Origin of the sequence: Mesorhizobium sp. B2-5-3 (assembly GCF_006441005.1) — a bacterium.
In the GTDB taxonomy this organism is placed as follows: domain Bacteria; phylum Pseudomonadota; class Alphaproteobacteria; order Rhizobiales; family Rhizobiaceae; genus Mesorhizobium.
In genome coordinates this window covers 209,104-228,799 of the sequence record NZ_VFUS01000004.1, presented here as the reverse complement: position 1 = coordinate 228,799, position 19,696 = coordinate 209,104, and the positions used below count along the sequence as shown (strand labels likewise).

The 19,696-nt window shown below is 65.2% G+C and carries 16 protein-coding genes, 1 pseudogene and 1 riboswitch; of the genes and pseudogenes, 8 read left to right on the top strand and 9 right to left on the bottom strand.

The annotated features are described in order from the left end of the window. Positions 1-2: 2 nt before the first annotated feature. From nuoG to FJ867_RS11380, 8 genes are all read right to left on the bottom strand, one after another. The gene (nuoG, locus tag FJ867_RS11415; protein ID WP_140817400.1) at positions 3-2,084 is read right to left on the bottom strand and encodes an NADH-quinone oxidoreductase subunit NuoG; all 2,082 of its coding nucleotides are present in this window, start codon (positions 2,082-2,084) and stop codon (positions 3-5) included. A gap of 73 nt (positions 2,085-2,157) precedes the next feature. Then, entirely contained in the window at positions 2,158-2,853 is a 696-nt protein-coding gene (locus tag FJ867_RS11410; RefSeq protein ID WP_140817398.1) for an NADH-ubiquinone dehydrogenase, read from the bottom strand. A gap of 76 nt (positions 2,854-2,929) precedes the next feature. Then, complete coding sequence (gene nuoF, locus FJ867_RS11405; protein ID WP_140521143.1) at positions 2,930-4,234, bottom strand: NADH-quinone oxidoreductase subunit NuoF; 1,305 nt, start codon at positions 4,232-4,234, stop codon at positions 2,930-2,932. A 10-nt stretch (positions 4,235-4,244) separates the two neighbouring features. Continuing rightward, on the bottom strand, positions 4,245-5,522 hold the full coding sequence (locus FJ867_RS11400; protein WP_140817397.1) for an NADH-quinone oxidoreductase subunit E: 1,278 nt from the start codon (positions 5,520-5,522) through the stop codon (positions 4,245-4,247). Then, the gene (locus FJ867_RS11395; RefSeq protein ID WP_140495578.1) at positions 5,523-6,713 is read right to left on the bottom strand and encodes an NADH-quinone oxidoreductase subunit D; all 1,191 of its coding nucleotides are present in this window, start codon (positions 6,711-6,713) and stop codon (positions 5,523-5,525) included. Continuing rightward, the gene (locus FJ867_RS11390) at positions 6,713-7,315 is read right to left on the bottom strand and encodes an NADH-quinone oxidoreductase subunit C (protein ID WP_140495577.1); all 603 of its coding nucleotides are present in this window, start codon (positions 7,313-7,315) and stop codon (positions 6,713-6,715) included. The genes FJ867_RS11395 and FJ867_RS11390 overlap by 1 nt, the downstream gene beginning before the upstream one ends. A 4-nt stretch (positions 7,316-7,319) precedes the next feature. Continuing rightward, positions 7,320-7,901, bottom strand: a complete 582-nt coding sequence (locus tag FJ867_RS11385) for an NADH-quinone oxidoreductase subunit B (RefSeq protein WP_140495576.1) — start codon at positions 7,899-7,901, stop codon at positions 7,320-7,322. Next, a complete protein-coding gene (locus FJ867_RS11380; protein WP_140495575.1) occupies positions 7,892-8,257 on the bottom strand; it encodes an NADH-quinone oxidoreductase subunit A in 366 nt (121 codons plus the stop codon). Before FJ867_RS11380 ends, FJ867_RS11385 begins: the two co-directional genes overlap by 10 nt. A gap of 333 nt (positions 8,258-8,590) precedes the next feature. Between FJ867_RS11380 and FJ867_RS11375 the strand changes: the two genes are divergently transcribed. The 8 genes and pseudogenes from FJ867_RS11375 to FJ867_RS11340 all read left to right on the top strand — a co-directional run bounded on the left by FJ867_RS11375 (position 8,591) and on the right by FJ867_RS11340 (position 18,970). Continuing rightward, the gene (locus FJ867_RS11375; RefSeq protein ID WP_140495574.1) at positions 8,591-9,790 is read left to right on the top strand and encodes a winged helix-turn-helix domain-containing protein; all 1,200 of its coding nucleotides are present in this window, start codon (positions 8,591-8,593) and stop codon (positions 9,788-9,790) included. A 29-nt stretch (positions 9,791-9,819) separates the two neighbouring features. Beyond that, a riboswitch (cobalamin riboswitch) is annotated at positions 9,820-10,024 on the top strand. Positions 10,025-10,061: 37 nt separating this feature from the next. Continuing rightward, the gene (locus FJ867_RS11370) at positions 10,062-10,508 is read left to right on the top strand and encodes a DUF1636 family protein (protein ID WP_140495573.1); all 447 of its coding nucleotides are present in this window, start codon (positions 10,062-10,064) and stop codon (positions 10,506-10,508) included. A 2-nt stretch (positions 10,509-10,510) separates the two neighbouring features. Next, a complete protein-coding gene (gene cobW, locus FJ867_RS11365) occupies positions 10,511-11,563 on the top strand; it encodes a cobalamin biosynthesis protein CobW (protein ID WP_140495572.1) in 1,053 nt (350 codons plus the stop codon). A gap of 16 nt (positions 11,564-11,579) precedes the next feature. Continuing rightward, the gene (locus FJ867_RS11360; protein WP_140817395.1) at positions 11,580-15,314 is read left to right on the top strand and encodes a cobaltochelatase subunit CobN; all 3,735 of its coding nucleotides are present in this window, start codon (positions 11,580-11,582) and stop codon (positions 15,312-15,314) included. Next, a pseudogene (gene cobG / locus FJ867_RS11355) lies at positions 15,311-16,886 on the top strand (precorrin-3B synthase). The gene FJ867_RS11360 and the pseudogene cobG overlap by 4 nt, the downstream one beginning before the upstream one ends. After that, positions 16,810-17,442, top strand: coding sequence for a precorrin-8X methylmutase (locus FJ867_RS11350; protein ID WP_140516421.1), 633 nt, complete (start codon positions 16,810-16,812; stop codon positions 17,440-17,442). The pseudogene cobG and the gene FJ867_RS11350 overlap by 77 nt, the downstream one beginning before the upstream one ends. Next, positions 17,439-18,209, top strand: a complete 771-nt coding sequence (locus FJ867_RS11345) for a precorrin-2 C(20)-methyltransferase (RefSeq protein ID WP_140521148.1) — start codon at positions 17,439-17,441, stop codon at positions 18,207-18,209. Before FJ867_RS11350 ends, FJ867_RS11345 begins: the two co-directional genes overlap by 4 nt. Further along, positions 18,206-18,970, top strand: a complete 765-nt coding sequence (locus FJ867_RS11340) for a precorrin-3B C(17)-methyltransferase (RefSeq protein ID WP_140564189.1) — start codon at positions 18,206-18,208, stop codon at positions 18,968-18,970. The genes FJ867_RS11345 and FJ867_RS11340 overlap by 4 nt, the downstream gene beginning before the upstream one ends. On the opposite strand, the gene FJ867_RS11335 is transcribed toward FJ867_RS11340, so the two are convergent. Continuing rightward, positions 18,934-19,695, bottom strand: a complete 762-nt coding sequence (locus FJ867_RS11335; RefSeq protein WP_140564190.1) for a cobalt-precorrin-6A reductase — start codon at positions 19,693-19,695, stop codon at positions 18,934-18,936. The genes FJ867_RS11340 and FJ867_RS11335 overlap by 37 nt on opposite strands. Between the last annotated feature and the right edge of the window lies 1 nt (position 19,696).

The window sequence follows — 19,696 nt, the reverse complement described above, 5'->3', positions numbered from 1 at the left end:
GCTTATTCCGCCGCCTGCTTGAAGCCGCTCTTGGCCAGCGCCGAGCACTCCGCCATCACGGCAGAGGCCCGCGCGATCGGGTTGGTCAGGTAGAAGTCCTGGACCGGCGACGTGAACGTGCCCTTGTTCAGCCGTCCGCCAAGCTTCGCCACATTGGCGATATCCTCGGCATTGCCCGCAGCAACCTGGTCGATGCGGGCAAGATGCGGGTACTCGCCGTAGAGTTTAGCGCGCAGCTGCGGCAGTGAATCGAACGGCAACTTCTTGCCCAGTACATCCGACAATGCCCTGATGATGGCCCAATCCTCGCGCGCGTCGCCCGGCGCGAAGCCGGCGCGGTTGGTCTGCTGCACGCGCCCTTCCGTGTTGACATAGGTGCCCGACTTCTCGGTGTAGGCAGCGCCCGGCAGGATGACGTTGGCGCGGTGCGCGCCGGCATCGCCATGGGTGCCCACATAGACCACGAAAGCGCCGCCGGTCTTTGCCATGTCGATTTCGTCGGCGCCCAGCAAGAACAGCACGTCCGTCTCGCCCAGCATGCCGGCGACGTTCCTGCCGCCCTCGCTCGGCACGAAGCCAAGGTCGAGGCCGCCGACGCGTCCAGCCGCATTGTGCAGCACGGCAAAGCCGTTCCAGTCCGCGCGCGCGGCGTTCACGGCCATGGCGAGCTTCGCTGCCTGGCCGAGCACCGCCGCGCCATCGGGGCGTGCCAGCGCGCCCTGGCCGACGATGATGAGCGGATGCGTGGCCTTCTTCAGCACCTGGAAGAACTTGCCATCACCGTCGGCCAGATCCTTGAGCGATTCCGGTCCTGCGCCCAGCAGTTCGTAGTCATAGCGTGTATCCCCGACATCGCCGATGACGCCGACCGGCAGATTGCCGACCCGCCAGCGCTTGCGGATGCGGGCGTTGAGCACCGAGGCTTCGAAGCGCGGATTGGCGCCGATGATCAGCACCGCGTCCGCCTGTTCGATGCCTTCGATGGTGGGGTTGAAAATGTAGCTTGCCCGGCCAAGCGACGGGTCGAGCGCGGCGCCGTCCTGGCGGCAATCCATGTTCTTCGAACCGAGTGCGGCCATCAGGAGCTTCAGCGCGTAGATTTCCTCAACCGCGGCAAGATCGCCCGCTATGGCGCCGATCTTCTCGGGCGTAGTCTTCGACACGGCGTCCTTGATTGCCGCGAAGGCCTCGGCCCAGCTCGCCGGGGCCAGCTTACCGTCCTTGCGCACATAGGGCCGGTCGAGGCGCTGCGTGCGCAGGCCGTCCCAGATGAACCGGGTCTTGTCGGAGATCCATTCCTCGTTCACCGCCTCGTTGACGCGCGGCAGGATGCGCATCACCTCGCGGCCGCGGCTGTCGACGCGGATCGCCGAGCCGACGGCATCCATGACGTCGATGGATTCGGTCTTGGTCAGTTCCCACGGCCGTGCCTGGAAGGCGAAAGGCTTGGAGGTCAGCGCGCCGACGGGGCACAGGTCGATGACATTCCCCTGCAGCTCCGAGGTCATCGCCTGCTCGAGATAGGTGGTGATCTCGGCATCCTCGCCGCGGCCGATCAGGCCGAGTTCGGAAATGCCGGCAACCTCGGTGGTGAAGCGAACGCAGCGCGTGCAGTGGATGCAGCGGTTCATCACCGTCTTGACCAGCGGGCCGATATACTTGTCTTCGACCGCGCGCTTGTTCTCGTGATAGCGCGAGGAATCAACGCCGAAGGCCATCGCCTGGTCCTGCAGGTCGCATTCGCCGCCCTGGTCGCAGATCGGGCAATCCAGCGGATGGTTGATCAGCAGGAATTCCATCACGCCTTCCCTGGCCTTCTTGACCATCGGCGTGTTGGTGAAGATTTCCGGCGCTTCGCCGTTCGGACCAGGACGCAGGTCGCGCACGCCCATGGCGCAGGACGCTTGCGGCTTGGGCGGCCCGCCCTTCACCTCGATCAGGCACATGCGGCAATTGCCGGCGATCGACAACCGCTCGTGGAAGCAGAAGCGCGGCACTTCCGCGCCCGCCTCCTCTGCCGCCTGGAGCAGCGTGTAATGGTCGGGTACAGTGATTTCTTTCCCGTCGACCTTGAGCTTTGCCATTCGCCTCAAACCTCTGCGGATTTCCCGCAATCTCATTTCCCGGGCGCGACGGACGCGGCGCCCGGCATTTCACTCACTTCTTCGCGGCCAGCAAAGCCGCCTGGGCAAGCCAGTCGTCGCGCACGATACGGCCGTTGAACGACAGGTAGTCGTCGACCCAGGCGATCTCTTCGGGCGACCAGTCGGCGATCTGGCGGAACGTCCAGATGCCGAGCCCGTTGAGCACCGTCTCCAGCTTCGGGCCGATGCCCGATATCTTCTTGAGATCCGAAGGCTTCGCCGGCCTGTCCACAGCCTTGGGCTGCCTGAAATCCTCGGGCAGCAGCACATCCGGAAGCTCGTCCGCTGACCGCCCCGCCTGTGCCGCCGGCACCGTGGTGGCGGCCTCCCTGGCGGCAATGTCGGTGACTTCCTGCGCGAAGGACTGCGCCTCCGCAATCAGGGTCTTGGCCGTCGCCCGCGCTCTGGTGGATGAAAGGCTCGCATCCTCGAATTGTTCGACGCGCGCCTCGAAATCCTCGATGAGCGGCTGCATGAGGCGTTGCGACGCCTCGGCTGCGCCCGACAGCGCGCCCAACCAGACGCCGAAAGCGTGGTTGGCGAGCCCAAGTCCCAGAGCCGACATCGCCGCCGCGCCCGCGACAGGGTGCGCCAGAAGGTTGACGGCGCCGGCCATCTCCTTCGGCATCATCCTGGTCAGGTCCTGGTTCATCTTCTCGATCTGGTCCAAATTGGGCATCAACGGGTGGGGTGTCGAATACGGCGCCATCGAATTCTCCTGGTCGTTTCTTCGTTCGCCCCGCCCCGTTCTTCTCGCTCCGGGCTATCGCCCATTCAATGCTTCTCTATTCCGCCGCCACCAACACCGGCTCGGCCCGGTGCGCGTTGCGCGAAAATTCGTCGATGCGCCGCTCCACCTCGCCGCGGAAGTGCCGCATCAGGCCCTGGATCGGCCAAGCGGCCGCGTCGCCCAGCGCGCAGATCGTGTGGCCTTCGACCTGCTTGGTCACGTCGAGCAGCATGTCGATCTCGCGCTTCTGCGCCTCGCCGCGCACCAGCCGTTCCATCACCCGCCACATCCAGCCGGTGCCTTCACGGCACGGCGTGCATTGGCCGCAGCTCTCATGCTTGTAGAAGTAGGACAGCCGCGCGATGGCTTTGACGACATCGGTCGACTTGTCCATGACGATGACGGCCGCCGTGCCGAGGCCGGATTTGAGGTCGCGCAGCGCGTCGAAATCCATCGGCGTATCGATGATCTGCTCGGCCGGCACCAGCGGCACCGAGGCGCCGCCAGGAATGACCGCCAGAAGATTGTCCCAGCCGCCACGGATGCCGCCGCAATGCGTCTCGATCAGCTCGCGGAACGGGATCGACATCGCCTCTTCGACGGTGCACGGATTGTTGACGTGGCCGGAGACGCAGAACAGCTTGGTGCCGACGTTGTTGGGCCGGCCGAAGGATGAGAACCAGGCCGCGCCCCGGCGCAGGATCGTCGGCGCCACCGCGATCGATTCGACGTTGTTGACGGTGGTCGGGCAGCCATAAAGGCCGACATTGGCCGGAAATGGTGGCTTCAGCCTGGGCTGGCCCTTCTTTCCCTCGAGGCTTTCGAGCAGCGCCGTCTCCTCGCCGCAGATATAAGCCCCGGCGCCATGGTGCATATAGACGTCGAAATCGTAGCCTGAAGTGTTGCCCTTGCCGATCAGCTTGGCCTCATAGGCCTCGTCGATGGCACGCTGCAGCGCCTCGCGCTCGCGGATGAACTCGCCGCGCACATAGATGTAGGCCGCGACCGCGCCCATGGCGAAGCCGGCGAGCAAGGCGCCTTCGACCAGCGTGTGCGGATCGTTGCGCAGAATGTCGCGGTCCTTGCAGGTACCGGGCTCGGATTCGTCGGCATTGATGACGAGATAGCTCGGCCGGCCGTCACTCTGCTTGGGCATGAACGACCATTTCAAGCCGGTCGGGAAACCGGCGCCGCCGCGGCCGCGCAGGCCCGACGCCTTCATCTCGTTGACGATCCACTCGCGCCCCTTGGCGACGATGCCGGGCGTGTTGTCCCAGGCGCCGCGCGCCATTGCGCCGGCCAGCGACTTGTCGAAGAGGCCGTAGATGTTGGTGAAGATGCGGTCTTTGTCCTGAAGCATTGTTCGTCCCTCAGACCGGCTTCTTGCCGAAGACGCGGATATATTCGGCGACGCCGCCCTTGGCGAGCGCCTTGGCCTGCTTGACCCAGTCGTCTCGCTCGATGCGGCCGCGGAAGGAGAGATAGCTGTCCACCCACTCCCGTTCGGCCTTCTTCCAAGACGCAACCTGGGCGAAGGTGAAGATGCCGAGCGAATGCAGGATGCTCTCGGCCCTCGGGCCGACGCCGGAGATCAGCTTGAGATCGTCGACCAGCGCCGGCCTGGCGATGCCGGCCGGCCGGTTCTTGTCTTCCAACGAAGGCTTGGCCGCTTTGGCGGGAAGCTTGGTTTCCGGCGACTTGAACGCGGAAGCCGGCTCAGCCTTGTTCAGGGGGCCGCTGCGCGGCTTCAAAACTTTCTCGACCTCGGGCGCCGCCTTGTTGGCGTTTGTCGCCGAGTGGCGGGGAGCCGCGACGCTCGCCGCTTTTTCCGTTGCCGACGCGACCTTGGCCGGCGACGGCGTTTTCAGCGCCGGGCTGGTTTCAGCCGCATCGGTTTTCGGCTTGCTGGCATTGGACGGCGCGACAGGGGTGGCGGCCGGCGTTGGCACCGGCGCCGCGATGATCGCGTCGGGTGCCGCCTTGGCGGCCTTGGCGGCTTCCCTGGCCTCCCTGTCACGGGTCGACTTGAGGATCGCCTTCTCGCTTTTCAGCGTCGTGAGGCCGGCGGCCGGCTCCGAGCCGGTGCGGCCGTTCTGCGGCCCCGGCGTCACCGAGGCCCCCTTGCCCGCATCGTAGAGATCAATGATTTCGGCCAGCCGTTCCGGCGTCAGGTCTTCGAACGTGTCCTTGAAGATCATGACCATCGGCGCGTTGACGCAGGCGCCGAGGCATTCGACCTCTTCCCACGACAGCGTTCCCTTGTCGTTGGTGTGGAACTGGTCATGGTGGATCTTGGAGCGGCACACGTCCATCAGCGCTTCCGAGCCGCGCAGCATGCAGGGCGTGGTGCCGCAAACCTGGATGTGCGCCCGCGTGCCGACAGGATTCAGCTGGTACTGCGTGTAGAAGGTCGCGACCTCGAGCCCGCGGATGCGCGGCATGCCGAGCATGTCCGAAATCGTCTCGATCGCCGCCTTGGTGACCCAGCCTTCCTGCTCCTGCGCCAGCATCAGCAGTGGAATGATCGCAGACTGTTCCCGGCCCTTCGGGTACTTCTTGATCCATTGCTTGGCCGCGGCCGCGTTCGCCCGGTTGAAGGCGAAGGATGCTGGCTGGACGCTGGCTTCTGCGAGACGACGGACTGACATTTAGCGATCGACCTCACCAAACACGATGTCGAGGGAGCCGAGGACGGCGGTGACGTCGGCCAGCATGTGACCGCGGCACAGGAAATCCATGGCCTGGAGATGCGCGAAACCGGGGGCGCGCAGCTTGCAGCGATAAGGCTTGTTGGTGCCGTCGGAGACCAGATAGACGCCGAACTCGCCCTTGGGCGCCTCGACCGCCGCATAGACCTCGCCGGCCGGCACGCGGTAGCCCTCGGTGTAGAGCTTGAAGTGGTGGATCAGCGCTTCCATCGAGCGCTTCATCGCCTGGCGCTTTGGCGGCACGACCTTGCCGTCGAGGTTCGACACCGGCCCGGCGCTTTCCTTGCCGAGCAGGAGATCGATGCACTGGCGCATGATCTTCGCCGACTGGCGCATCTCTTCCATGCGCACGAGGTAGCGGTCGAAACAGTCGCCGTTCTTGCCGATCGGAATATCGAAATCGAGCTCCGAATAGCATTCATAGGGCTGCGATCTGCGCAGGTCCCAGGCAGCGCCCGAGCCACGCACCATGACGCCGGAAAAACCCCAGGCCCAGGCGTCGGCCAGCGAAACCGTGCCGATATCGACATTGCGCTGCTTGAAGATGCGATTGCCGGTCAGCAACTGATCGAGGTCGTCGATCGACTTCAGGAACGGATCGATCCACTTGCCGATGTCCTCGAGCAGCTTCTGCGGCAGGTCCTGGTGAACGCCGCCCGGACGGAAATAGGCGGCATGCATGCGCGAACCCGAGGCGCGCTCATAGAACACCATCAGCTTTTCGCGCTCGACGAAGCCCCACAGAGGCGGCGTCAGCGCGCCGACGTCCAGCGCCTGCGTCGTCACATTGAGGATGTGCGACATGATGCGGCCGATCTCGCAGTAAAGCACGCGGATCAGCTGACCGCGCTTCGGCACCTCGATGCCGAGCAGGCGCTCGGCGGCCAGTGCGAAGGCATGCTCCTGGTTCATCGGCGCGCAATAGTCGAGCCGGTCGAGATAAGGCACTGCCTGCAGGTAGGTTTTGTGCTCGATCAGCTTTTCGGTGCCGCGATGCAAGAGCCCGATATGCGGATCGACACGATCGACCACTTCGCCGTCCAACTCCAGAACCAATCTCAAAACACCATGCGCGGCAGGGTGTTGCGGTCCGAAGTTGATGTTAAAATTGCGGACGGAAGTTTCGGCCATTACTGCTTTGCCTTCTCATCCCCTGGCAGCACGTAATCGGTGCCTTCCCATGGGGACAGAAAATCGAAATTGCGGAATTCCTGCTTCAGTTCCACCGGCTCGTAGATGACGCGCTTGGCTTCGTCGTCGTAACGCACCTCGACGAAGCCGGTCAGCGGGAAATCCTTGCGCAGCGGGTGACCGTCGAAACCGTAATCGGTGAGGATGCGCCGCAGATCGGGGTGACCCGAAAACAGCACGCCATAGAGATCGTAGGTCTCGCGCTCGAACCAGTCGGCGCCGGGATAGACGCCGGTGATCGACGGCACCATCGTCTCCTCGTCTGCCTGCACCTTGATGCGGATACGCACGTTCTGCTTCGGCGACAACAGGTGATAGACGACGTCGAAGCGCTTGGCCCGTGACGGATAATCGGCGCCGCAGACATCGATGACCGAGATGAATTGGCAGCGCGGATCGTCGCGCAGGAAAGTCACCACTTCGATCAGATCGCGCGGTTCGACATGGATGGTGAGTTCGCCATAGGCGAACACTGCTTCATTGACGCGGCCAATCAATTTTTCGCCGAGATAGGTCGACAGTTCGCTCAGGGATGCGGCCATGGATTTACCGTTCGATCGTGCCGGTGCGGCGGATCTTCTTCTGGAGCAGAAGAATGCCATAGAGCAGCGCTTCGGCGCTCGGCGGACAGCCGGGCACATAGATGTCGACCGGCACGATGCGGTCGCAGCCGCGCACCACCGAATAGGAATAGTGGTAATAGCCGCCGCCATTGGCGCAGGAGCCCATCGAGATGACGTAGCGCGGCTCCGGCATCTGGTCGTAGACCTTGCGCAGCGCCGGGGCCATCTTGTTGGTCAGCGTGCCGGCAACGATCATGATGTCGGACTGGCGCGGAGACGCGCGAGGAGCAACACCGAACCGCTCCGAATCGTAGCGCGGCATCGAGGTGTGGATCATCTCGACGGCGCAGCAGGCGAGGCCGAAGGTCATGAACATCAGCGAGCCGCTGCGCGCCCAGGTGATCAGCGCCTCGGTCGAGGTGACGAGAAAGCCCTTGTCGGCGAGTTCGTTGTTGATTTCGAGGAAGAACGGATCATCGGACCCAACCGGCCTGCCGGTATTGGGATCGATCAGACCCTTGGGCTTCGGCGCGACGAGCGTGCCGGAACTGTCGCTCAATCCCATTCGAGCGCTCCTTTTTTCCATTCATAGGCAAAGCCGATGGTCAGCACCGCCAAAAACACCATCATCGACCAGAAACCGAGCATGCCGATTTTCGAGAACGACACCGCCCACGGAAACAGGAAGGCCACTTCCAGGTCGAAGATGATGAACAGGATCGACACCAGGTAGAAGCGGATGTCGAACTTCATACGGGCGTCATCGAACGAGTTGAACCCGCATTCGTAGGCGGAAAGCTTTTCCGGGTCGGGATTGCGGTAGGCCACCAGGAACGGCGCCACGATAAGCGCGACGCCGACAGCCGCCGCCACTGCGATAAACAGGACGATGGGCAGGTACGAACTGAGAAGTGCGTTCATGCTGCGGCTTTCCGTTGGCGCCAATCCATTTTGATTACAGCACCAGACCCCATTGCGGAAGCGTGACAGTTTAACCGCTGAACCGTTTTAAGGGGCCTTTGCTGCAACGCGGCGAGGGTTAGCGCAGCGCTTCCGGCGAAGCAAGTCAAACCTTGTTCAAAACACTGGCCTGGACGGCATAAGGGAAGAAACTGGTCCGATCCGCTCCTGTCTGATTTCCTTCGCTTTTTACTCCACTTTTCTCTCCTGGCAGAGTTGCCGCCAAAACCCTGCTAGCATGGCCGGAATCAACTGTCCGAACGACGCTCAACAAGCCATCAGAGTCGCATCCGAATGAAGGAAAAGATCTCGCTTGCCACGGCCCGGCGTATCGCGCTCGCCGCCCAAGGGTTCACTGATCCCCGCCCCGCCGGCACGCCCGACCGACGCCACTTCGCCCGCGTGCTCTCGCGTACCGGCCTGCTGCAGATCGATTCCGTCAGCGCGGTGGTGCGCGCTCACTACATGCCGCTCTATTCGCGCCTTGGTCCCTACCCGTTCGCCTTGCTCGACAACGCCGCCGTCACGCGCAAGCGCACAGTTTTCGAATACTGGGCGCACGAGGCTTCCTTCCTGCCGGTCGAGACCTATCCTCTGATGCGTTGGCGCATGCAGCGCGCCGAGCGTGGCGATGAAATGTATTTGGGTCTCGCCAAATGGGGCCGCGAGCACGCCGCCTATATAGAAGAGATCTACCGCGAGGTCGCGGAGCGCGGCCCGATCGCCGCCTCCGCGCTCGAAGGCCAGAAAGGATCCGGCGGCTGGTGGGGCTGGAGCCACGCCAAGCATGCCTTCGAATGGCTGTTCTGGGCAGGACGCATCACCACCGCGCACCGCCGTGGCTTCGAACGCTTCTACGATCTGCCCGAGCGCGTGCTGCCGCAGGCGATCCTCGATCTGCCGGTGCCGTCAGCCGAGGACGCGCATCGGGAATTGCTGCGGATATCCGCCCGCGCTCATGGCGTCGCGACAGCAAGCGACCTGCGCGACTATTTCCGCCTGTCGCCGGCCGACATGAAGGGCCGGCTGGAGGAGCTGGTTGAAACAGGCGAGCTGGTGCCGGTGCGTGTCGAGGGCTGGAACAAACCGGCTTACCTCCATAAGGAGGCTCGTATTCCACGAAAAATCGAGGCCCGCGCCTTGCTGGCGCCGTTCGATCCGGTCGTTTTCGAGCGCTCGCGCACGGAGCGGCTGTTCGATTTCCACTACCGCATAGAAATCTACACCCCTGCCGAAAAACGGCAATACGGCTATTACGTCCTGCCGTTCCTGCTCGGCGACAGGATCGTGGCGCGCGTCGACCTCAAGGCCGACCGGCCGGCCAGCGTGCTACGCGTCCACGCGGCCTATGCCGAGCCCGGCGCGCCGCCTGAAACCGCCGCGCAACTCTTCCAGGAATTGACGCAGATGCAGGGCTGGCTCGGCCTCGAACGGATCGAGGTTACGCCCGCCGGCGACCTTGGGCAGCCGCTCGCCGACATTGCCGTGTCGTAGACGCGCGTTGACACCGCCGCCTGCAAGAGCCTAAATCCATTCCAGACGGTCTCCTCTCGGCAAAGGGAGGAGCCAAGAGGGAATGCGGTGCGAAATCTCGATTTCAAATCCGCGGCTGTCCCCGCAACTGTAAGCGACGAGCCAAGGCCGAAAACCACTGGGACGGTCCCGGGAAGGCGGCACGAAGGCGATGACCCGCGAGCCAGGAGACCTGCCGTCTGAGACATAAGAATCCGATCGCCCGGCGGGTTTTCCGGGCAAGGAGCCCGATTTGGAACGCGACAGCAGTTTCCCGGCTGAAACAGCGGACATTTTGTCTGGCGATAGCGACTTGTCTGGCGATAGCGACGCCTTGGCCGGCGTCACTGTTATCATCTGCGCTTCCTGCCGCGACGAGACCGGTTCCGATGCCCATCCCCGCGCCGGCGAAGTTTTGGCTCAAGATACGCGCCAAGCCGCAACGGCCGACAATGTCCGTGTCCGCACCGTCGAATGCCTCGGCAACTGCAAGCGCCGTCTCAGTGCGGCGATTCTTCGCGACGGCTGCTGGAGTTATGTCTTCGGCGACCTGAACATCGCCAGCGGCGCCGATCTCGTCACCGGCGCGAAACTCTTCGCCGCTTCGACCAACGGCCTCATTCCGTGGCGTGGTCGCCCGGATTCCCTCAAGCGCGGCCTCGTCGCCCGCATTCCTCCCCTCGACATGCTGAAGGACTGATCATGACCGCCGCAGTTTCCGCCGCCACTCTCTCCCGCGTCCCCTGTACCGTGGTCACCGGCTTCCTGGGTGCCGGCAAGACCACGCTGGTCCGCCATCTCCTGGAGAACGCGGGCGGCAAGCGGATCGCCATCATCGTCAACGAATTCGGCGACATCGGAATCGACGGCGAGATCCTCAAGGGCTGCGGCATCGACACCTGCCCGGAGGAAAACATCGTCGAACTGGCCAATGGCTGCATCTGCTGCACCGTCGCCGACGATTTCGTCCCGGCGCTCGACCAGATCCTGTCGCTGACGCCGAAGGTCGACCACATCCTGATCGAGACCTCAGGCTTGGCTCTGCCCAAGCCGCTGGTCCAGGCCTTCCAGTGGCCGACAGTGAAGAGCCGGGTGACAGTCGACGGCGTAATCGCCGTGGTCGACGGTCCGGCATTGGCCGAGGGGCGCGTCGCCAACGACATGGACGCCCTGCAGGCGCAACGCGCGCAGGACCAGACACTGGACCACGACGACCCCGTCGAGGAGGTGTTCGAGGACCAGATCGCCTGCGCCGACCTCATCATCCTGTCGAAGAGCGACCTGATGGATGCCGCAGGTTCGGCTCGCGCCAACGCCATCATTGGCGAACACTCCGCCCGCGCCGTGAAGGTCGTGCCGACGGCTCATGGCAAGGTCGACCCGTCCGTGCTGCTCGGGCTAGGCCTCGCCGTCGAGGACGACATCGAGAACCGCAAGTCCCATCATGACGGCGCCTTCGACCACGAGCACGACGACTTCGATACGTTCATCGTCGACATCCCCTCGATCGCCAACCCGGACGACCTGGCAAAGCGCGTCGCGACCGCCGCCGAACAGGAGAACGTGCTGCGGGTGAAAGGCTTCGTCGAGGTCGGCGGCAAGCCGATGCGGCTGTTGCTGCAGGCGGTCGGTCCGCGCGTCAATCATTATTATGACCGCGCCTGGACGGCTGACGACGACCGCCGCTCGCGCCTGGTCGTCATCGGCCTCAAGGGGCTGAACCGCCCGGCGATCGAGCATATCCTCGCCGGCTGAGGCAACACCGACCGCGATGCACATCCTCACCACCACATCCGCCTCGCTCGACGATCTCGCCGAGCCGGTCGATCTGCGGCAGACGCCGGCGGAAATGGTGGCGCTGTCCTTCACGGACAGCGACCTGGCCGGACTGGCAGCGGCCTGGAAAGGCGACGCCGATCGGCTGCCCACGATGCGGCTGGCCGCGCTGCGCGACCTGCGCCACCCCATGTCCGTCGACCTCTGGATCGACAGCGTCGCCCGTCACGCCAAAGTCATTCTGGTGCGTATTCTCGGCGGTTACGAGTGGTGGCGCTACGGCTGCGACCAGTTGGCCGTGGTTGCCCGTGAGCGCGGCATAAAGCTGGCACTACTTCCCGGTGAAAGCCACGACGAGGATATCAGGCTGATCGAAGCCTCGACGCTGCCGCGCGAGGAACTGGACGGGCTGCTCAATTATTTCCGCCAGGGCGGCCCGGCCAATATGAGCGCGCTGGTGCGCAGGCTGGCGCGGTTGGCGGGGTCTGATGGCGAGATTGCCGAGCCGGTAAGCGTGCCGAAAGCCGGGTTTTATGAGCCGGGGCGCGGAGTCGTGGAGAAGCCGGACTTATCGAATGTTGACGATCCTTCACACCCCCCTCTGTCCGGCAGGACATCTCCTCCGCAAGGGGGGAGATCGGCTGTCATCAAGGCCGGCTCCTCTTCTGTCCCCTTGGACAGGGATTTATCTCGACCATCCGCGATAGGCGAAATCGTCGATGAAAGAGCAATCTCCCCCCTTGCGGGGGAGATGTCCGGTAGGACAGAGGGGGGTGTGACGGAACTCGACGCCGGCAACGTCAACCCACCCGTGATTCCCATCCTCTTCTACCGCTCGATGCTGCTCGCCGCCGATGTCGCGCCCATCGACGCGCTTTTCGAGGCGCTACGGCAGCGCGGCATGCTGCCGGTGCCGATCTTTGTCTCCAGCCTGAAAGACCCGGAATCTCTGGCTTTTGTTGAAACCGCGATTGCCCAGCCCAAGCCCGCCGCCATCATCACCGCGACCGCTTTCGCGTCCGGCGCCGAACCCGGCGTCGAAACCCTGTTCGACCGCGCCGGCGTTCCCGTCTTCCAGGTCATCGTCGCCACCACCCGCCGCGACGTATGGGAGAAGAACCAGCGCGGGCTGGCCCCCGCCGACCTCGCCATGCATGTCGTTCTGCCCGAACTGGACGGCCGCATCCTCGCCGGCGCCGTTTCGTTCAAGGGCGAAAGCGAGACCGACCCGGCGCTCGGCCACCGCGCCTTTGCCAACCGGCCGGAGCCCGATCGCGTCGAACAGGTGGCGGACCGGGTCGCGGCCTTCATCAGGCTTCGGGAAACGCCGCGCGCCGAGCGCAAGGTCGCCATTCTGATCCCCGATTACCCGAGCGCTCCCGGCCGCACCGGCTATGCGGTCGGGTTGGATGTGCCATCCAGCGTGCTGGCGATGCTGCACGACCTCCAGGAACAGGGCTATGTAGTTGAGGGAATTCCCCAAACGTCGCGTGCGTTGCTGGATGCGCTGGAGCGCAGCAAGGCTGGGTTGGAGTTGGATGAGTACCTTGCCTTCTCAACGGAATTGCCGGGCGCAGCAATTGCTGCCGTAGAAGCAGCTTGGGGCAAAGCCGAAGGCGAGACAGGTTTGCGCGAGGCACCCCCCTCTGTCCTGCCGGACATCTCCCCCGCAAGGGGGGAGATTACGCCGTCATCTCTGTCTTCGCCAATCTCCAACGTTGCAAGAGTAGCTCCAGCGTCGAAACTGCCAATCTCCCCCCTTGCGGGGGAGATGTCCGGCAGGACAGAGGGAGCGCTGCCCGCCGCCAAATTCCCCTTCCGCGCCGCGACCTTCGGCAACATCACCGTGGCGCTGGCTCCAGACCGCGGCCGCTCGGCCGACCGCCGCGCCGACTATCACGACCCGACGCTGCCGCCGCGCCATGCGTTGCTCGCCTTCGGCCTGTGGCTGCGCAAATTGCTCGGCGTCCATGCGCTCATCCATGTTGGCGCGCATGGCACGCTGGAATGGCTGCCGGGCAAGACGGTTGCGCTTTCGCAAAACTGCTTCCCCGAGATCGTCACCGGTCCCCTGCCCGTCATCTATCCCTTTATCGTCTCCAATCCCGGCGAGGCGGCGCAGGCGAAGCGGCGGATCGCCGCCGTCACGCTCGGCCATCTGCCGCCGCCGCTCACCGGCGCCGGATTGGACAAGAACCAGCACAGGCTCGAACGGCTGGTCGACGAATACGCCCAGGCTGACGGTCTCGACCGCCGCCGCCGCGACCGTCTGGCCAGTCTGATCGTCGAAACCGCGCAGACGACGGGCCTCGCCGCGGAGGCCGGCGTTGCCCGCACCGACGCGCCGGACGAGGCCCTGCGCCGCATCGATGCCTGGCTCTGCGACCTGAAGGATTTCGCTATCAAGGATGGGCTGCATGTCTACGGCCGCGCGCCCGACGAAGAGCCCGACCTTATGCGCCGGCAAAGCGCCGAGGCCGAAAAGGCCGCCCTTCTTGCCGCGCTCGACGGTCGTCATGTCACCGCGGGCCCGGCCGGCGCGCCCGCGCGCGGGCGTTCCGACGTTCTGCCCACCGGCCGCAACCTGTTCACGTCGGACCCGCGCGCCATGCCGACGCCGACGGCTTACGACATCGGCAAGGCTGCCGCCGAGGAAGTGGTGCGCGCCTATATGCAATCGCATGGCGACTGGCCGCGCTCGCTGATCATCGACCTCTGGGGTTCGGCGTCTTTGCGCACCGGCGGCGAGGAGATCGCGCAGGGGCTTTCGCTGATGGGCTGCCGCCCGCAATGGGATGCCGCCACAGGCCGCGTCACCGGCATCGAGGTGTTGGCGCCGGCAGCGCTTGGCCACCCGCGCGTCGACGTCACCTGGCGCATATCGGGCCTGTTCCGCGACATGTTCCCGACCCAGATCGCGCTGATCGATGCCGCTGCCAACGCCGTTGCCGCGCGCGACGAGGACGATTCGGAAAATCCGCTCGCCGCAAGGACCCGCGCCGAGGGCAAGATCAGCCCGCGCATCTTTGGCACCTCGCCTGGCACTTACGGCGCTGGCGTCGAGGAAATCCTGTCGAGCGGCGACTGGGCGGCGCGCGAGGAAATCGGCCGCGCCTATCTCGATGCCACATCGCATGCCTATGGCGGCGCCGGCGGTGAAGGGATCGCCGCGCCCGGCGCTTTCGAGAACCGCATCGCCGAGGCCGATCTTCTCGTCCACACCGGCGACGATCCCGGCCGCGACATCCTCGAAGGCTCCGCCGATGTCGCCTTTATCGGCGGCTTTTCGGCCGCCCTTGCAGCGCTTGGCAGGAATGCCGACGTTATCGTGCTGGACACGACGGACCCGCAGAGGCCGAAGCCGCGTTCACTTAGTGAGGCTGTGACGCGCGTCGTGCGCGCCCGCGCTGTCAACGCCCGCTTCATAGCGGGCCAGATGCGCCACGGCCCGCGCGGCGCCTCGGAATTCGCCGAAACCGTCGACCGGCTGGTTGGCTTCGCCGAAACCACGCAGGCCATACCGGGCGCGCTGATAGACGCCGTGCACGATGCCTATCTCGGCGATGCGGACGTCCGCGCCTTCATCCTGCGCGAAAACCCGGCCGCCGCAAAAGCCATTGCCGAACGCCTCCTGTCGGCGCGACGGCGGGGCCTCTGGCATCCCTTGCGCAATTCGATCGACGACGACCTCGCGGCACTGATTGCCGAGGCACGGGAGTTGGCGGCATGAACGCCTACTCCCGACGCGGCGCCTGCCCGGCCCTTTCGGCGCCGATGCAGACCGGCGACGGCCTGCTGGTGCGGCTCAACCCGGTCGCCGGAGGCCCATCTTCTGGCGGATTGTCGCCGAAGCTTCTGATCGGGCTGGCAGAATCCGCCCTGCGGCACGGCAACGGCATCATGGAAGTGACAGCGCGCGGCAGCTTGCAAATACGCGGATTGACCACGCAAAGTGCAACCCTGCTGGCGAAGGAAGTCGATGCGCTGGGCATTGTGGTCCGCACTGGCGTACCAGTGGAGACCGGACCACTGGCCGGCATCGATCCGCAGGAGATCGCCGACCCCAGGCCGCTGGCTGATCGGATCAGGGAAGCGGTCGAGGACGCCGGGCTGACGCAGCGGCTCGGGCCGAAGGTTTCGGTCGTTGTCGACGGTGGCGGGCAACTCACGATGGATGCTGTGACGGCCGACGTGCGGCTGAAGGCGGCGAGCACCGAGGCGGGAATCCGCTGGCGGGTGTCGGTTGCCGGTGACGGGCGGAATGCAAGGCTGCTCGCGGTTGCTGATGAAGGTGTGGCTCGTGATATAGCCGTCGCGGCTCTAAGGATGATCGCCGAGAAAGGCCGCGATGCTCACGCAAGGGATTTGTCGGAGCGGCAGTTGGTGTCTCTGGCGGGTTGGCTATGCCTGACAAGTTTGCGCGAGGCGCCCCCCTCTGTCCTGCCGGACATCTCCCCCTCAAGAGGGGAGATTGCTCATTCACGCTCGCCTTTGCCAATTTCCTCGGATGCAGAAGGAGAGCCGGCGCCCGAACCGCCAATCTCCCCCCTTGTGGGGGAGATGTCCGGCAGGACAGAGGGGGGCGCCGTAGAACACCCTCGCTCGCCGATTGGCGTTTTCGACTTGAACACTGGCCACGCCCTCGGCATCGGTCTCCCCTACGGCAGCATGCCCACCGAAAGGCTCATCGCCCTCGCTCAAAGCGCCGTCACTCTCGGCACGTCAGAAATCCGCCTCGCCCCGGGCCGCGCCCTGCTCTTCCTCGGCCAGCCACCAGCCGCCAATCCTTCCCTCCAGCAAACAGCCGCCACCCTCGGCTTCGTCACCTCCCCCACCGACCCGCGCACGCGCATCGCTGCTTGTCCCGGCGCGCCGCCTTGCGCCTCGGGTCGCATCGCCACGCGCGACATCGCCGAGGCGATTGCCACCGAAAACGCCGATAGCCTCGACTTCACCTTGCATGTTTCGGGCTGCGCCAAGGGCTGCGCGCATCCCGGCCCAGCGGCGCTGACTGTGGTCGGCGGCGAAAATGGAGCCGGACTTGTCGTGAACGCGACGGCAAAGGCCCTTCCTGCCGGTTACAGGCCGGGCTATGACGCCGCGCGCGGCATCGGCCGCGTCGCGGCGGCAATCCGCAGCGCACGCTATCAGGGCGAGACCGCCGCCGCCTGCCTGACAAGGCTGGGGCCGGCCGGCATCGCAGAGGCTTATCGACAGGAATGACAATGGTCGCCTACGACTACATCCACGACGGCACGGCGATCTACGAACGCTCCTTTGCCATCATCCGCGCCGAGGCTGATCTCGCGCGCTTTTCCGAAGCAGAGGCCGATGTCGCGGTCCGCATGATCCACGCCTGCGGCCAAGTGGAAGCCGCCAAGGATTTTGTCTTCTCCAGCGATTTCGTTGCCGCCGCACGGGCCGCGCTTGCCGCCGGCGCGCCGATCTTCTGCGACGCCGAAATGGTCTCGCACGGCGTCACCCGCGCCCGCCTGCCTGCCGGCAACGAGGTGATCTGCACCTTGCGCGACCCGCGCACGCATGAAATCGCCAGGACGATCGGCAACACACGTTCTGCCGCCGCGATCGACCTGTGGGGCGAGCGCATTGCCGGTTCGGTGGTGGCCATCGGCAATGCGCCGACCGCACTCTTTTATCTTCTGGAGAAGCTGCGCGACGGTGCGCCGAAACCGGCCGCCATCATCGGCATGCCGGTGGGCTTCGTCGGTGCCGCCGAATCGAAGGACGCGCTGGCGCAGAATTCCTACGGCGTACCCTATGCAATCGTGCGCGGCAGGCTTGGCGGCAGCGCCATGACCGCGGCAGCCCTCAATTCTCTCGCGAGGCCCGGCCTGTGAACGCGCTCCCCAAAACCGGCTCGAGGGGCCGCCTGGTCGGCGTCGGTACCGGTCCCGGCGACCCGGAACTGTTGACGCTGAAGGCCGCGCGTGCGCTGGCCGAGGCCGATGTGGTGGCGTATTTCGCCAAGCGCGGCAACAACAGCAATGCGCGCGCCATCGTCGAGACGCGCTTCCGGCCCGACATGCTGGAGCTGCCGTTGCTCTATCCCGTGACCACGGAGATCGACAAGGATCACGACGATTACCGCGCGCAGATATCGGCCTTCTACGAGGAGTCCGCCGAGACCGTTGCCGGTCATCTGGATGCCGGTAGGATGGTCGCCGTGCTGTCGGAAGGCGATCCGCTCTTCTATGGCTCCTACATGCATCTGCATGTGCGCCTCGCCCATCGGTTTCCGACCGAGGTCATTCCCGGCGTTACCGCCATGTCGGGCTGCTGGTCGGCGACCGGCCTGCCGATCGTCCAGGGTGACGACGTGCTGACCGTGCTGCCGGGCACGATGAGCGAGTTCGAACTGACCCGGCGCCTCGCCGACACCGATGCCGCCGTCATCATGAAGGTCGGCCGCAACCTGCCCAAAATCCGGCGGGCGCTGGAGGCCACCGGCAAGCTGACACGCGCCGTCTATGTCGAGCGCGGCACCATGCCGGGCAGCGTCTCGATGCGGCTCACCGACAAGCCGGACGACAAGGCGCCCTATTTCGCTATCGTGCTCGTCGCCGGCTGGTCCGGACGCCCTGTCGCGTCGGCGGGTGGCGCATGAGCGGCCGCCTCACGGTCATCGGGCTCGGACCCGGCAACGCCGATCAGGTGACGCCGCAGGCGAGCCACGCCGTCGCCGAGGCAAGCTTCTTCTACGGCTACAAGCCCTATCTCGACCGGCTGGAATTGCGCCCGGACCAGACCCGCATCGCCTCCGACAATCGCGAAGAGCTTGCCCGCTCCAACGAGGCGCTGGCGAAGGCGGCCGAAGGTCACAATGTCGCCGTCGTCTCCGGGGGCGATCCAGGCGTCTTCGCCATGGCGGCGGCCGTCTGCGAGGCGATCGAAGCCGGCCCCTCCGAATGGCGCGCCATCGACCTCGCAATCGTGCCTGGCGTCACCGCCATGCTCGCTGTCGCTGCCCGCATCGGGGCACCGCTCGGCCATGATTTCTGCGTCATCTCGCTGTCCGACAATCTGAAGCCATGGGACCTGATCGAACTGCGCCTGCTGGCGGCCGCCGGCGCCGGCTTCGTCATCGCGCTTTACAATCCCATCAGCAAGGCGCGCCCCTGGCAGCTTGGCCGCGCCTTCGAATGTCTGAAGGCCATTCTGCCGGGCACCACACCCGTCATCTTCGGCCGTGCCGCAGGCCGGCCCGACGAGCGCATCGAGGTGTTCCTGCTGGCGGATGCCGATGCCGATAAGGCGGACATGGCAACCTGCATCATCATCGGCTCGCCGGAAACCCGGATCATCAGGCGCGGCGAGAAGTCTTCGCTGGTTTACACGCCGCGCTCCGCGGCAGGCTCGACAAGATGATCGACCATGTCGGCAAGCTGATCGACGGTCGCAGCCGAAGGAACCTCCGGCAGCACAGGCCTGCGCACCATGACGACGTCGAGGCCAAGCGCCCGCGCCGCGGCGATCTTGCCATAAGTCGCCGCGCCGCCGCTGTTCTTGGATACGACGATGTCGATGCCGTGCCGCTGGAGCAGCGTGCGTTCCTCCGCCTCGCGAAACGGCCCGCGCGCCAGGAGATAGGTGGCATCGGGCACTGCCAGCTTCGGCTCGACCGGATCGACGCTGCGGATGAGATAATGGTGCTGGGGCGCGGCTTCGAAAGCCGCGACCTCCTGCCGGCCGAGAGCCAGGAATACACGGCGCGGCGCCGGTCCAAGCGCCTGCACGGCATCGCCTGTCGTATAGACCTGCGTCCAGCGATCGCCCTCGACAGGCTCCCAGCCGGGACGGCGCAGAGCGACGATCGGCACCCCGGCCATGCGCGCGGCCTGCGCCGCATTGGCGGAAATTCGCGCCGCGTAGGGATGCGTGGCGTCGATCAGCAGCTCGATGCTTGTCTCCTTGAGATAGGCGGCCAGACCATCGGCGCCGCCAAACCCTCCACTGCGTACCGGCACGCCCTGCGTCACCGGGCTTTCGGTGCGGCCCGCCAGCGACAGCATCACCGAGTAACCGGCTGCCAGTTTTCCAGCCAGTTGCCGGGCTTCGGTGGTTCCGCCGAGGATCAGAATGCGGTGGGTCATC